This is a genomic window from Paenibacillus sp. HW567 (genome assembly GCF_000374185.1).
Taxonomy (GTDB): Bacteria; Bacillota; Bacilli; order Paenibacillales; family Paenibacillaceae; genus Paenibacillus_AQ.
The window spans coordinates 5,851,144-5,866,651 of record NZ_KB910518.1 but is presented as its reverse complement, the minus strand read 5'-3'; the positions used below and the strand labels follow the sequence as shown (position 1 = coordinate 5,866,651).

11 protein-coding genes are annotated in these 15,508 nt (G+C 49.1%); 6 read left to right on the top strand and 5 right to left on the bottom strand.

What is annotated here, in order from left to right; translation table 11 throughout:
- Positions 1-358 precede the first annotated feature (358 nt).
- Complete coding sequence (locus tag B212_RS0126115; RefSeq protein WP_019914209.1) at positions 359-1,585, top strand: Zn-dependent hydrolase; 1,227 nt, start codon at positions 359-361, stop codon at positions 1,583-1,585.
- A 317-nt stretch (positions 1,586-1,902) separates the two neighbouring features.
- Positions 1,903-3,036, top strand: coding sequence for an alanine dehydrogenase (gene ald / locus B212_RS0126110; protein WP_019914208.1), 1,134 nt, complete (start codon positions 1,903-1,905; stop codon positions 3,034-3,036).
- A 543-nt stretch (positions 3,037-3,579) separates the two neighbouring features.
- Here ald and B212_RS0126105 read toward each other — a convergent pair.
- Together B212_RS0126105 and B212_RS32475 are read right to left on the bottom strand one after the other, a co-directional pair.
- Positions 3,580-4,980: a helix-turn-helix domain-containing protein gene (locus B212_RS0126105; RefSeq protein ID WP_019914206.1), complete on the bottom strand. Its 1,401-nt coding sequence runs from the start codon at positions 4,978-4,980 to the stop codon at positions 3,580-3,582.
- 177 nt (positions 4,981-5,157) lie between these two features.
- Positions 5,158-6,564, bottom strand: coding sequence for a helix-turn-helix domain-containing protein (locus tag B212_RS32475; protein ID WP_019914205.1), 1,407 nt, complete (start codon positions 6,562-6,564; stop codon positions 5,158-5,160).
- Positions 6,565-6,990: 426 nt separating this feature from the next.
- Between B212_RS32475 and B212_RS0126095 the strand changes: the two genes are divergently transcribed.
- On the top strand, positions 6,991-7,434 hold the full coding sequence (locus tag B212_RS0126095; RefSeq protein WP_019914204.1) for a hypothetical protein: 444 nt from the start codon (positions 6,991-6,993) through the stop codon (positions 7,432-7,434).
- Between the two features lie 200 nt (positions 7,435-7,634).
- On the opposite strand, the gene B212_RS0126090 is transcribed toward B212_RS0126095, so the two are convergent.
- The gene (locus tag B212_RS0126090) at positions 7,635-7,985 is read right to left on the bottom strand and encodes a hypothetical protein (protein WP_019914203.1); all 351 of its coding nucleotides are present in this window, start codon (positions 7,983-7,985) and stop codon (positions 7,635-7,637) included.
- Between the two features lie 305 nt (positions 7,986-8,290).
- Between B212_RS0126090 and B212_RS32470 the strand changes: the two genes are divergently transcribed.
- Together B212_RS32470 and B212_RS0126080 are read left to right on the top strand one after the other, a co-directional pair.
- Entirely contained in the window at positions 8,291-9,544 is a 1,254-nt protein-coding gene (locus B212_RS32470; protein WP_019914201.1) for a PucR family transcriptional regulator, read from the top strand.
- Between the two features lie 111 nt (positions 9,545-9,655).
- Entirely contained in the window at positions 9,656-10,378 is a 723-nt protein-coding gene (locus B212_RS0126080) for a hypothetical protein (RefSeq protein ID WP_019914199.1), read from the top strand.
- Between the two features lie 26 nt (positions 10,379-10,404).
- On the opposite strand, the gene B212_RS0126075 is transcribed toward B212_RS0126080, so the two are convergent.
- Both B212_RS0126075 and B212_RS0126070 read right to left on the bottom strand, forming a co-directional pair.
- On the bottom strand, positions 10,405-12,024 hold the full coding sequence (locus tag B212_RS0126075; RefSeq protein WP_036668527.1) for a response regulator: 1,620 nt from the start codon (positions 12,022-12,024) through the stop codon (positions 10,405-10,407).
- Positions 11,999-13,855, bottom strand: a complete 1,857-nt coding sequence (locus B212_RS0126070; protein ID WP_019914197.1) for a cache domain-containing sensor histidine kinase — start codon at positions 13,853-13,855, stop codon at positions 11,999-12,001. Before B212_RS0126070 ends, B212_RS0126075 begins: the two co-directional genes overlap by 26 nt.
- A 129-nt stretch (positions 13,856-13,984) precedes the next feature.
- On the opposite strand from B212_RS0126070, the gene B212_RS0126065 reads away from it, so the two are divergent.
- A complete protein-coding gene (locus tag B212_RS0126065) occupies positions 13,985-15,439 on the top strand; it encodes an ABC transporter substrate-binding protein (protein WP_019914196.1) in 1,455 nt (484 codons plus the stop codon).
- Positions 15,440-15,508: the final 69 nt, after the last annotated feature.

Genomic DNA, 15,508 nt, shown 5'->3' with positions numbered 1-15,508 from the left:
AATTCCCCAAAAAAATATTACAATGTGTCAAATGACAATCCCGGCGATTGGTATAACATATATAGAAAGCAAGGATTCTATATAAAACGAACTTAAAACAAATTCAAGGTGAGAGTGACGGAGGGGATTTGGAACTGTGGGAGCTTTAGCGACCGCCTGAAAGCTTTCCGTAGGAAAGCTCGCTTCGGAAGCATAATCAGTCTACGGATTTCATCCGCAAACAGCGGTATAAATCAAGAAATCTGTAGACAACAGCGGCCGGAAGTCCAAACATTCACCGCAGTTACGACCAACACCTTGAATTGAAGATCTTAAGTTCATTTTATATAAATGAGCGACGAAGCGGAGGGATAGGGCCATGCAACTGAAGCAAATATTCGTGAACGGCGGAAGACTGAAGGATACGATAGAGGCCTTTGCTGATTATGGGCGTACAGACAACAATGGTGTGACCCGGCTGTCGCTGACGGAGCAGGATGTGCGGGTGCGGAATTATTTTGCCTCATGCTGTGAAGAGCTTGGAATGTCGGTGAAGGTCGATGATATGGGGACAATGTATGCCACACTTGCGGGGACGGAAGAAGGACCGCCCGTCGTAATCGGCTCGCACCTGGATACGGTTAAGAAGGGCGGACGGTTCGACGGTGTGCTCGGGGTGATCGCCGGGCTGGAAGTGGTGCGGACGCTGGTCGATCATGGCATCAAACCGCGCCTGCCGGTGACCGTGATGAACTTCACGAATGAGGAGGGCGCGCGGTTCGAGCCTTCGATGATGGCCTCAGGGGTGCTGGCGGGCAAGTTCGACAAGGCGGAGATGCTGAAGAAGAAGGACCCGGAGGGAACAACCTTCGCAGAAGCGCTGGAAGCCAGCGGATATGCCGGAGATGCGGCGAACCGGATCAAGGAAGCGAAGGCGTATTTGGAGCTGCATATTGAGCAAGGGCCTGTTCTGGAAAAAGAAAACCTCAGCATCGGCCTGGTGGACTGCGTCGTAGGTATGGCCTGCTATGAGATTGAAGTAACGGGCGAATCCGACCATGCCGGAACAACGCCGATGGATATGCGCAAGGATGCCTTGTTCGCTGCAACCGATCTAATCACAGAGCTGCGGAGCAAGCTGGGCGTGCTGGACTCTGAACTGGTGTACACAATGGGCAGAATGAACGTGCTGCCTAACATCCATACCGTTATCCCGAACAAGGTGATTTTCACCGTTGAAGCGAGACACAAGGATATGGACATCGTACGCAAGGTGGAAGAGATCATTAACGGTTTGCCTGAAGAGGCGCAGAGCTGTACGGTGTCGAAGACCAAGCTGTGGGGCCGTGATACTGTGTGGTTCGATCCGGAAATTTGCGCACTCGTGGAGCAGGCGGCGTATCATTTGGGCTACAGCAGCAAAAAAATAGCCAGCGGAGCAGGACATGACGCCCAGTTCGTCGCAAGCTTTCTGCCGTCGGCGATGATTTTTGTGCCCAGCGTGAACGGTAAAAGCCACTGCGAGGAAGAGCTGACCTCTTACGAGGAATGTGAGCAAGGTGTCAATGTTGTGCTGGAGACCGTGCTTTCGGTATTATTCAAGTAGTTTGTGTGATGAAATATAACGCATGTATTTGAAAAGAGGGCGTTTGCTCCTCAAGGGTGCAGCAGCAATTCCGCAACCCCATGAAGTGGCTTTTGGAGGAGAGACACCGGAGACGGTGTCTTTTTTTGGCGTGCCTGATGGTGTAATTGTTAGATATACCAATGCTTTACGCGCCTGATCTTAATGTATCCTCCTCCTCCATTGTGTTAAAACACAATCATGGCAGATAAAGTTTTTCTTTTTCACCAAAATACAAAAGGGATTCATATGTTATCATTCTTTACATAAGAGAAATCTACAAGACGGGAGCGATACCAATGATCATTGGAGTACCTAAGGAAATTAAAAACAACGAAAACCGTGTTGCCATCACACCAGCCGGAGTTGTAAGCCTTGTAGCTGAAGGACATAAAGTGCTGGTGGAGGCCGGAGCGGGAGCGGGCAGCGGATTCCTGAATGAAGAGTATGCCGCCGCCGGAGCAGAGCTGATTGCTGAAGCAGCAGCCGTATGGGCCGCCGCTGAAATGGTCATGAAGGTGAAAGAGCCGCTGGAGAGCGAATATAGCTACTTCCGTCCCGGCCTGATCCTCTTCACGTATCTGCATCTGGCTCCAGAGCCAGCCCTTGCTGCGGCATTGAAAAATAAAGGCGTGTTCGCCATCGGCTATGAAACGGTTGTCCATGAACGCACACTGCCGCTGCTAACGCCAATGAGTGAAGTGGCCGGACGGATGTCCGTGCAGCTCGGCGCGCAATTCCTGCAAAAGAACTATGGCGGCCAAGGCATTCTCCTCTCCGGTGTTCCCGGCGTGAGCAGAGGCAAGGTCAGCATTATCGGCGGCGGTGTAGTCGGCACCAATGCGGCGAAGATGGCTATCGGTCTCGGTGCTGAGGTGACGATTGTTGACCTGAGCGCGGACAGACTCCGCCAGCTAGACGATATTTTTGGCGCACAGATTAATACGCTGATCTCCAATCCATACAACATTGCCAAAGCCGTTGCTGAAGCCGACCTGCTGGTAGGCGCGGTGCTGATTCCAGGCGCGAAAGCGCCGAAGCTGATAACTGAAGCAATGGTCAAAACGATGAAACCCGGCTCCGTAATTGTAGACGTGGCGATTGATCAAGGCGGGATTGTTGAAACGATTGACCGGGTGACGACACATGATAATCCGGTGTTCGAGAAATACGGTGTACTCCATTACTCGGTAGCCAATATGCCGGGTGCTGTAGCCAAAACCTCGACCATCGCGTTAACCAACGTAACGGTTCCTTATGCGCTGCAAATTGCCAATAAAGGTGTGTTCAAGGCGATTAAAGACGATGCCGGCCTCAAGAGCGGCGTCAACGTAGCAGGCGGCAAAATCACCTGTAAAGCCGTGGCAGAGGCCCTTGGAGAAGAGTACTTCGCGGTAGAGCAAGCAGTCGAGCGGGAGTTCTCTTTGATCTAAAGCAGGGGAACCGAAAGAAGAGTAGAGGGGTAAAGGACAGTCCGGTGAGGTTATCGCTGGGCTGTTTTTTTGCTGTGGAAGAAATGATGATCTTCTTTGGTTGTGGATAATATGTGCATAACTATGGGGATAAGGGTGTTATAAAAAAAGAAAAACGCTCCCGGTAGATCGGGAACGTTGGTTGGTCTGAGGATTTCGGTGAAATCGAAGGGTAATGAAAGGATCTGGAATCAATCCATTACCGATAAGCAAATGTTAGGCCCCGCCTGTACCGTGACCCATGACTTGAATTAACATTTGTGAACTTTCGTTTACTACAGGTTCAGCCGTTGTCATAGGTACAATAATTGCGATAGCTAGGCTACACGAAGCTAGAAGCGTGATAAGTTGTGTCCAGCCCTTCTCTAATCAGAGGTTTGTATCACTCTGACATAGATTCAGCCATCTCCGATACCGTGTGTCATAGTATGAACCATCATTTGAGTACTACTGTTTGCTACTGGATCAATAGTACCTACAGGTATAATAATTGCAACAATCAGACTACACGAAGCTAGAAGCATGATAAGTTTTCTTTTCATTCGCGACCTGCACCTCTCTAATCAGAAGTTTGTATTGTTCTTTCTCTTTATCATCTGCCAGATACCGATGCTGTTCAAACAGATCGACACATTTGATGACAGTGCTTTCGCTATTGATTCTAGCAGATGATTCCAAACTTTGCAGGATGAAGACAATCCCTTCTTTACGCTTGTTATGTAAATAATAAGATGATAGTTCAGCAAGGAATCTGGCATATTGATCAGCAATAATCTGCTGATTGTGAAGAATTCCAAACTCTGCAAGGTTAGTCCGGTAGGGTATATATGAATTAAAGCGCTCCAGAATGTAATCAACATTCCAGTTGTGGGAGTTAGCTGATTGAATAATCTTGTATAAGGCTATAAATATCTCACTTTCTCGGGACGAGATATATTCAACATATTCAGGTAGTGCTTCATGCTGACCGGCCATCATACGATAAAGCAAAGAATTCGCGTTACCCCACTCCTGAAACTGAGCTACGGTTCGTTGTGCCTCTTCATCGTCTTCTTGTATCCAGCTTCCATCCATATAGAGTGGTACAAACTCCAGTGCAGAACTGTAGTCTCCATATTCCATACAAACGCCTGAACGAAATAGATAAGCGTACAGAATATAGAAGTAGATCGGTTTTTCAGGAATTTTCACGCCATCATGCTTCCTGTTCGAGTTCCGCTGGAGGTTATAGCGAAGAGTGGCTAGCCGAAGCATTTCCTGCGCCAGTTTGTCTACTTTATCCCACTTATGCAGGGAATAATAGACGTGAGCCAAATGTTTCAAACCATCCAATTGATCCGCTTCATCCAGCCGGTCCAGATAACACTCAAAGAGGAGCGCCGCCTGTAAATTCTGGGTCTGGTCATCTCCAAGGGCAATTCGAAACAGACGGAACTGGCATACCGCCAGCCGTTCGGAATTCTGATATTTCTCACTGACACTTACGTTCTTATATAATAGCGCCGCAGCCTGCCACTGCCCGTCCTGAAACAGCCCTTCAGCCACATCGAACAGCATGGGGGCATAGGTCAGATTCTCAAGCAGATTCTGAACGACCTGTTCAACGCAATCGAGACGGCCCAGCTCGGCTGAACGCAAAAGAAACGGCCGCAGACGCCGCCAAGTTGGTGACGAATGATAGAAGCATTCGTCCACGTATAAGCTGTAGAAGTGGTCCTCCGGCAGACCCATCCCCTTGGTAATCCGCTCCAAATGGTTCATGGCAATCGGCTGCTGATCATTAAGTATTCGGCTGAGCGTTCCTGAATTAATTCCGGATTGTCCGGAGAATTGATTAATGGACATCCCCTGCTGCGACAGATACATCGCCAATGAGTCGCGAATCGTGGCTGTAGTAGGAACCATGTAGACACCACCTAACTGAATACCAAGAATTATAGCTTTATTTTATAGATGTAATAATATGTTATAATATACCAATGGTCAATAGTGCAATATTAGTAGAAACAGTGAACTGAGGCAGGGCTGTTGTTTGTGTATGGTTGTGTTAGGGGAATGATTTTCTTTTGTTGTGAAGCTTTATCATGTTACTCTTAGAGTTTTAACTAATCCCCTCATTGTGTTAATGATGTAGGCGGTTGTTTGCCAGTCCGGTAAGGAATCTGGCGTATTGGCCTCCAGTAATCGGTTAACTAAATGTTGTTCAAGTAAATCAACACATTTGATAATAATACTTTCATTATTGATCGTAGGGGATGATGTGAAAATTTGCATAATGAGGCTGATTCCTTCATTCTGCTTGTTATGTATATAATAAATTGCTAATTCAGCAAGAAATCTGGCGTACTGATCTGCTACAATCTGCTGATTGTATTGGCCAAATTCTGTGAAATTCGTCCTATAAGGGATATAGGCAGCAAACCGATCCAGAATGTGATCGACATTCCAATCATAGTGGTTAGCCGATATGATGATATTGTATAAGGCGATAAATACCTCGTCACTTTGAGGGGAGATATGTTCTACATATTCCGGCAGTACTTCATGTTGTCCTGACATTAGTTGATAGAGCATGGTGTTTGCAGTTCCCCACTCATGGAACTGAGCTACAGCTCGCTTGGCATTTTCATCGTCTTCTTGTATCCAGCTTGTATCCATATAGAGGGCCACGAATTTCAATGCCGACTTGTAATCCTGATACTCCTCACAGACACTTGCACGCATTAAATGAGAATATAGGATATAGCGGTAGAGTGGTTTATCAGGTTTTTTCTCGTTGTTCTGCTTGCGGCTCGAGTGCTGCTGAAGGTTATAGCGAAGAGTAGCCAGCCGGATCAATTCCTGCGCCAGCTCATCCACTTTACTCCACTTGTGCAGGGAATAATAAACATTGATCAACTGATTCAATCCATCCAACTGATTCGCTTCATCCAGCCGGTCCAGATAACACTCAAAGAGGAGTGCTGCCTTCAAATTCTGGGTCTGGTTATCTCCAAGGGCAATCCGAAATAAACGGAACTGACATACCGCCAGCCGTTCGGAATTCTGATATTTCTCACTGGCACTCACATTCTTATAAAGTAACTCCGCAGCCTGCCACTGCCCGTCCTGAAATAGACCTTCAGCCACATCGAACAGCATGGGGGCGTAGCTCAGATTCTCAAGCAGATTCTGAACGACCTGTTCAACACAATCAAGGCGGCCCAGCTCGGCTGAACGCAAAAGAAACGGCCGTAATCGCCGCCAGGTTGGTGACGAATAATAAAAGCATTCGTCCACGTATAAGCTGTAGAAGTAGTCCTCCGGCAGACCCATCCCCTTGGTTATCCGCTCCAGATGGTTCATAGCAATCGGCTGTTGACCCTTAATTATTCTGCTGAGCGTTCCTGAATTAATTCCGGATTGTCCGGCAAATTGATGAATGGACATCCCCTGCTGCGACAGATACATCGACAATGAATCGCGAATCGTTGCTGTAGTAGGGACCATGAGTACACCACCTAACCAAGTTCCAAAAATTATAATTTTGCTGTATAGATGTAATATTATTCTATAATATACCAACGTTCAATAGTTCAAGATTAGTAGATACAGTGAACTGTGGCAGGAGTCACATACGAGGAAAAAGGGAGCCATAAATTAAATAATTGATTAATTATTTGTTATGATTTCTGATCATTCGTTTGCAGTTCAAAGGAAGATTTTTGATGAAAATCATGCTTGAACTCTTATCAACAAGTAAGTGTCGAATGACTGAATCAATTCGATTTTCTGCAAGCAACTCACTGGTTGTAGAAGTAGGCTTGTACTTACCCTATGTAGTGAGAGGCAATAACAGAGTATATAAGAATGGGAACGTCTTATCTTCTCTGGTTCCCTTAATGTCTCCCAATAAAATTCAAGGGAGGATTCATAATGTCAGATCAACAATTCGTCGCTACTAGTACAGCTCCAGGTCCAAACGTTCGCTCAACAGAAGAAATTTATTTTACCAAAGATCAAATCAACTCTATGATTGAAAGTGATGTAGGTCAAAGCGTTACTGGATTAGGCTGGGCTATTGCAAGCTTTGGTTACAGTCGTATAAAAAAAATTCTTGCCGCCAAACTTCCGCCTCAAATTGCTGGAGCTTTGAGCGCAGCGGTTGTTGTAATAAGTGCAGTAAAACTAGTCCAACAGATCGCTAATTTCACTGAAGAGAATAGATTATCTGAAATTCTGCATACGCTCGTAGAAAGCTCCGGAACGTATGGAAGAATTAGAGTTACCGTGACTACTTGGGAAAAGTTAGTGGTCAATCCTACTAACAGTTATTGGACCTACTACACTACCACAGCTTATGATGCGGTTGGATATTAATAGACTGAACAGATGCACTCTGTCCTCTAAACCGTACTTGCTGATTGCACTTTTGGATTAGAAATTATTGTGAAATTTTGTTCAGCAGCCCTTTCGATTTTATAAGAGTCGGAAGGGCTTCATTTGTATAAGCGAATGTCACATAATCAAAGGAATGGTTACTTATAACGGTCCTAGCCTGAGATGATACGTGGTTGTATTTATTTTCTAAAACTCATTCTTAATTGAATAAATTCAGCATAAGTAACGGAGGCTTGTAAAATAAAAAAGAAAATTCGATTAAACATCCCCATTGGTGAATATAAAATAACAAAAAAAGTGCTGAGGCCAGCCAATAATGCTAAAAGATTAAATACAATACATAATGTACGCTTTTTTGCTAAGTGCAATATATTTGCGAATTGAAGAAAAATAGCCTGAGCTAAGATACCATTCACGAATAAAGAAAAATGTGCCCAAATCAGAGAATTTAAATAGGAAGAAAATAAATTAATAAACAAAATTGCCAAAATTAAAGAAAATAAAGAAACTTGGTCTTTTTTGCTGTGCAACTAGAAAACATCCTTTCATCTGAATTTAATTCTTATTATGACCTGTCCTCACAATGATGTATTTCCTTACTAACTACTCCTATTCCCATTAGACGTAGTGAAATAGGAAAAGTTACAATAAAATTAACATAAAAACCCAATCAACGAAACACTAAGAAGACCTGAGGGCAGAGTAGTATTAGGAATACTTCCAATCAACATCGAACAACCCGTCCTATAGTCAGCCGTAAATCTGCGGGATATAATAAAACCAGCTTATGCAGTGCAAGATTTCGGCCATTCTTCAGGGGTTGGGGTGGGGACAAATGACAGAATCAGAGCCATTGTTTGACCGTTTTTTTGACAGTATGGAGTCCCTGGCGGATACCATTAGCGAGTCGCTGCAGGCGCAGGTGACGATTGAGGACAGCAATCATCATGTGATCGGCTACAGCTCCCATCAGTTCGAGAGTGATCCGGCGCGCATCTCCACGATTATTGGCAAAAGGGTGCCGAATACGGTGATTATCGGCCTGCGCAAAAAAGGCGTTATGCAACAGCTCGAGAACACCCCCCACCCGATCCGCATTCCGGCGGTGATGGAGGTGGGGCTTGGGCCGAGGCTGGCGATGTGCATCCGGCACCAGCAGGAGATTCTCGGCTATATCTGGGTTGTGGACAGCGGCGATCTTGCCGAGGGGCATGCGGAGCGGATTGTCGAGCAGGCGGCCGGAATTGTCGGGCGCTACCTGCTGAAGCAGCGCGGCTGGAAGACCAAGCAGGAGAAGACGCATGAGGATTTTTTCTGGAAGCTGCTGACCTCCCACTATGAAACAGAGCCCCGTATCCGTCAGGAAGCGGAGGCGTCTTCCATTCTGCTGCCGGAGAGCTATTATATCGGGGTGCTGGAGAGCGATAAGAGCATCGACGACCGTTTCGTGCAGAGATTCCGCCAGATTATGGAGGCGAGTGCAGCGCAGCGGCTGCTGTTTGTGACTGCCGAGCATAACCGGCTGATTATATTGTTTTCCTTCTTATTTCCCGTGGAAGGGACGGAACTGCTGGCCTCGTTCGTGCGCAAGCTGCTTCAGCAGTTGCACTCAAGTGAAGGCTGCCGGCTTACAGCCGGCTGTAGCCCGGGCTACCGGGAGTATACCTCGGCGGCCGCCGCATACCGCGAAGCGCTCTCGATTCTGGAGCTCAAGAAGCTGCTGCCCTATCATGCCCGGCATTTGCTGCTGTACGAGGACATCGGCTTTTGGGCCTATGTCCCGGCTATTATGGAGCAGAAGCGCAGCCGGACGCGCCGCAGCCCGCTGCTTTATCCGCTGAAGGAGCATGACCGCGAGCATAAAAGCGATTTTATCAAAACCATCGCCGTCTATTTGTCGCTGAACGGTAATCTTAAGGAGTCTGCCGCCTTTCTGCACATCCACACCAACACTCTGATGTACCGGCTGAACCGGATTGCCGAGATTACGGGCAAAAGCCTCAAGGAAACCGATTACCGTACCTCGATCTATCTCGATATTCTGACGGAGGAGACCGCCCAGGTCAATCGCTGGTTCCAGGAGGTTTAGCGGGGATGTTTGGCATGCTGATTTTTACGAAAACTGCTTCGCACCAACTGGAGGCCCGACACGTACAATAACCTAACTATTGTGAAGAAACAATGGAAGGGGAAATGATTAGTGGCCTATGGATATGTTAATCCCGGTTCGGGATTTGAGCAGACTATGAGGGAACGGATTATTGAAGCTGCCCAAGCGATGAATGTCGGCGGCACAGAATTCTCCACGTTTAAGAACTCGCGCTGCAATCCGCGATATTGGATACGTACCGCTAATGGGGGCTTCCAGCTAAGAAATGATGTCGCACCTTCAGCGGCAATCAAGGATATTTTTGTGAACGGCAAGCTGTACGCCTTCGAATGTGCGATGGCGATGGTCATGATTCTCTACAAAGCGACGATTGATATGATTGGAGAAGAGGCGTTTGACCGGCACTTCACCGACTTGTTCCTGTGGGACTGGAATTATGACAACAATCTGCGGCTGATTACCACCTTTGATCCATCGGAAATGCAGCCGGGCGATGTTGTCTATTTCAAGAACCCGGATCATGACCCGGATAAGCCCGAATGGCAGGGTGAAAATGCGGTGATGCTCGGCAATGACCGTTACTACGGGCATGGACTGGGCATCAAAAGCGCGGATAGCATGATTGCTTCGCTTAACCGCGAGAGAGTTCCGGGCAGCCGGACTTCGGCTTATCTGACCAATGAAGCGCTCCATCCTGATTTTGCCTACTTGCAGACGCTGTCCAGCCGGTCACCGCTGCCCTTTAAGACGGGCAATGGGTCACGGAACACCATATTCTCCAGAATTGGCGTCAATTCTTACATCATTAAATAGCGGCGCTAACGGCCAGCCTTTTCCATTTACTTGCCGGAGCGGTATTTGAGCGGATGTATGCCGACGGTTTTTTTGAACACGGTGCTGAAATAGTGGGGATTCTCGTAGCCGACGCGCTCGGCAATCTCCATGACCTTCAAATCTGTGGTCTGGAGCAGCTCTTTGGCTTTGCTTATGCGGACCTTGGTGATATAGTCGGTGAGGGTTTCGCCGGTTTCTTTTTTGAAAATAAGACTGATGTAGTTGGGGGTCAGGTACACCTCGTCGGCAATCCGGGCGATGGACAGCTCCTGGGCATACCTCTCCTGGATGATCCCTCTGATTCTGTTGATGGTGCGGCTGTTCTTGGACGTGTTTTTACCCTCCACATAGGTAGCAAGCTCATTAAAAAAAGACAGCATATAGGCCTTGAGCCCGGAAATATTCGTCTGCCTGTACAGCGCATCCATGATGGTCGTCCGGTCCTCCAGCACCTCCTCGATATCCTCATCCAGCTCATACAGGGTTCTTGCCGAAGTGAAAACAATCTCAGCGCAGATGCTCTGCACATAACCGATCTGCAGCTTGGGTGCAGCCAGCCGGTCGAATAGCCGCTCCAGCAGCTCCAGTACTTCGCTCGTATGGCCTGCCTTGAGTTCATTCATCAGCCGGGCATGAAATTTATAAAAGAAGGTGCTCTGCAGCGTCTCCGTACTTGGCTGGATATCCTTGATATAGAGAATGGAAGCGTGGCCGGTATAAAAGGTATACACCAGCGCTGCCAGCGCATCCTTATAGGAATCCTCCATTTCGCACATGCGGGTGCAGGCTCTGCCGATGCCGATGGAGGCGTCCAGCCGCAGATATTTCTGTATGCTCTGAGTGATCTTTGCGCAAAGGCCGGAGAGCGCGGCGGTGCCGGGAGAAGCAGCTTCGTCCGGGCGGAAGATCAGAATAAATTCATTCTCGCCGGCGACGAAGCAGATTCCGCCCGGGGGCTGCTCCAGGCACTCGGCGATCATATTCTGGATGGCGAAATACAGCAGTTGCTTGTGCTCCTCCGAGAATTTATCCACCGCGCTCCGGTAATCATCCAGTTGCAGCACCCCTGCGGTCAAGACGTCGCCTGGCTTGAAGGGGAGATGAAAATAGTCTATTTTCTCCCACAGCTCGCCTTCATCCCGGTACATGCCCGCTATCCAGTTCCGGAGGAATTTCTCGCGGATTAGCGGAATATTGTCCTGAAGCTGCTTCTTCAGTTGCTCCACATTCATCTGGCGCTCTTGTTCCTGGCGGATACGGGTGACAACCTCCTGAAAGACCTCCCGCAGCTCCGGCAATTTGACGGGCTTCAGGATATATCCCTCGGCATTCACCTTGAGCGCATTCTGGGCATACGAGAAATCCTGTGCCCCGCTGATGACGATAATCTTGGTGGGGCAGTTCCCCTCCTTCAGCTTCCCGGCTACCTCCAGTCCTCCCAGCAGAGGCATCATAATATCTGTGAACAGAATGTCCGGCTTAAGCTCCATACATAAATCATAGGCTTCCTGTCCGTCCGCCGCTTCCCCGATAATCTCGATGCCGAACTCCTCCTGCCAGTTGAACACGCGGATCAGACTTGTGCGGATGTACGGCTCGTCATCGGCTACGATCATCGTCAACATCTTCCATCACCTCATCCCATGTAGTTACTACCGGAAACCGGATCATGGCCAGGAGGCCGCACCCATCTTCGGTATTGGCATAATAACGAATGCCGTAGGCTTCTCCAAAAAACTGCTGAATTCGCGTATGCACATTGCGGATACCGTACGATAGATTATCCTGCTGCTTCCCCGTAAGCAGTTGGTTAAGCCTCTCGGGGTCTGCCCCTACCCCATCGTCGAACACCGAAACGCTGAGAATTTCGTGCGGGCATTCCACCCGGATGCGGACTTTGCCTTTACCCCTCCGCTTCTGGATGCCGTGGATAATTGCATTCTCCACCAGCGGCTGCAGACTCAGCTTCACCACCAGGCACTCCTCCAGCAGCCGGGGGTCAGTCTCCTCCAGCTCATATTCCAGCTTATCCTGGAAGCGGAACTGCTGGATTTGCAGGTAGCTGTCCACCTGCCGCAGCTCGTCACGGAGCGGGATGATATTCCGCCCTTTGCTCAGGCTGTATCTGAAGAAATCGGACAGCGCGGTTACCATATGGCTGATTTCTGGGATATTATGATTGATTGCGATCCAGTTGATGGAATCCAGTGTGTTGTAGAGAAAATGCGGATTGATCTGGGCCTGGAGCGTTTTGAGCTCGGCTTCTTTTTTGCGCAGCTCGGTGACGTAGAGCTTATCAATCAGCGCTTTGATCTGCTGTAGCAGCTTATTGTAGCGGTTGAACAAGTAGGAGAATTCGTCCTTGCGCCGGTAGCGGATTGTAATGTTGAAGTTTCCGCTTTCCGCATGGGACATTGACTGGATGAATTTGCGGATAGGCGCTGAAATATTCTCCGACAGCAGCAGGGCCATCATGAGCGAGATCAGCATACAGATACCGATGGCGATATACATCACGCGCTGGAACGAGGCCAGCTCTCCATTAAGCTCGCTTACGGGAGAAAAGGAGAGAATTGTCCAGCCGGTATCCGGCATTTTGATGTAGGAGACCAGCATATTCTCGCCTTGCATGACCTGGCGGAAGGAATGGAGGCCGGCTCTGTTATCATCTGTAGATCTCATGTGGCTGTAATAGTCCTGCGTGCTGATGTTCTGGCCGACCAGTCCCGCATCCGGGCTGATCGCGATGGTTCCGGTCTGGTCTGCAATATAAATCCGGCTGCCAGCCGTAGGCTTGTAGTGCTCCAGAAGATTGCCGAATTCCGTCACCGGAATGTCGATGGTAAGCAGCCCGACGTAGGGCAACTGGGCATGCCGGATGCCGAATAGGCGTTTTGCGAATTTGAGCGTGAACTTCGAGTCCAGCGAGCTGAGTCCAACCACCGTGAAATCGGACCTGGGCGGAATGCTGAGATACCACGGCTTGAGTGAAATAAGATCCAGATTGAAGACCCGTCTGGAGAAATTATATTGCGTATATTCCGGGCGGTTCAGCATATAGAGCATAGGTACGAAGCTGCTTCCGGGTGTTCCGCTCCCGGGGAAGTTCTCCAGGAGTTTGTTCAGCGCGGCCAGCTCATTAATGATTCCTGTACTGTCCGTAGGGCGGTTGGAGGAGATGAGATCGGCAAATTCGGTATTGAGATATAAGGCGATCATGGAATTATCCGCTGCGGCAAACCGCTGGGCCAGATTGTCCTGCATCAGGTTTAGGTTATTTTCGATGGATGTATTGACGTTTCGGGTGATAATGTCCGTGGATTTGTTATATACCGTAATGGAGATGATTGTAGTCGGGAGAAGGACAAGGAACAGGAAGTAGAGGATCAGGCGGCTGCGGATACTGAAATTGTACAGGAAGAGGGTTCTGGACAGCGTATCAAACCATTTCTTCATCTGAACCCCCTTTAGCTCTGCGGATATTTTTCGCTTGCCATTTAGCAAGTATTATTGGAAAATATCCAGCAATAGATGGTATTCATTGTAAGGTGCGTTAGTTCATGCTGTCAACGCGGGAGGTGAAGGATGAAACGGCTGCTGCTGTACATAATTGGCCTGTCTCTGTGCGGACTTGTAATCTATTGGCTAGCCTATGACCGCCCGCTGCTGGTGGAATTTAATGCTGAGCCTGTACCCAAGGCTGCACCTTCAGTTCAGGTGCGGATTGCGCTGTATGACTGGACGGACAATCTGGAAGTGAAGAACGCGATCCGGCAGTATAACCTGAATAATCCTGACCATATTGAAATCGTAATGATGAATATCCAGGCAGATGCCTACGATGATACGCTCAATATGCTGATGACCTCCGGCCAAGGACCGGATGTGTTCAGCGTGGATAACAGTTGGCTGGCTACGTATGTGAACAAGGGGTATCTTGCCAATCTCTACAGCGATCTGACTCCCGAATATCTGTCCAGATTTCCGCAGTGGGCCAGAGACTACGCTCATAGTCCCCTGTTCAAGGGAGGGCTTTATTTCATCCCCTCAAGTATCGAAACTGTGCGCCTAATCTACAACAAGCAGTTATTCCGTACTGCTGGTCTGGACCCGGAGCGGCCGCCTGTTACCTTTGCCGAGGTGAAGCAGGCTGCGGGCAAGATCAGCCGGGCCGGAGTTGGCGTGAACAAATACGGGTTCGCACTTCCCGCGGGAGACAGTCAGGACAGTCTGCAGACTGGTCTGGAGATGTCGGGCACCTACAGCGGGGCATATCTCTACAATTACCGGACTGGAAGGTATGACCTGAGTGTGTATGAGCCGTGGCTAAGGCTGATGCTGGATATGAAGAAAGAGGGCAGCCTGTATCCCGGAGAAACGCTGCTTAAGCGGAACAGCGCCCTCAGGCAGTTCGCTGATGGGAATATCGGCATGATGTATGCAACCAGCAAAGATTATGTGAAGTTGCAGGAATATATGCCTAAGGATGATTGGGGGGTGGCGTTGCCGCCGGTAAGGGTAGCTTCCGAGAAGGGAGCCGGCGCGCTGATGATGATTCCGCACTCGCCGCTGGCGGTGAACAGCAGCGCCCCGGACCGCGAGGCGGCAGTGAAGGTATGGAAATTCCTGCAGTCTGAGGCATTCCTGACTATTCTATTCCGGCAGGCCTTGGCGCTGCCGGTGGTGGACGGCATCACCGGGCTTGCGAGCCAGGTTCCGGGGCTGGGCCGCTTCAAGGAATTCCATCCCACCGCCGCAGAGTCTATCTATCCGCTCTCTCCGCAGATTATGGACCAATACGATCCCAACACCGTCTCCGTAGAGCCGCGTGACTCCGGCGACCGCTCCCGGATGCAGCTCTATCTGCAGATCCTTTCCGGCGGGATCAGCGTGGGCGCAGGCCTGCGCGCGGAAAGTGACCGGCTCAACCAGATGCTGGACATTGCGGCGACCGGGTATTCTTTTAAACGTGAGGAGTATATTTACCCGGGGTTTGATCCGAGGAGGCCCTTGCAGGGGCAGAGTCTGGAGCGCCGGTGAAGGTTCGGGGAGAGGAGCAGGAGGGATCGGGTCAGGCTGGGGCTGGCGAGAAGTGGGGCCGGAGAGCAG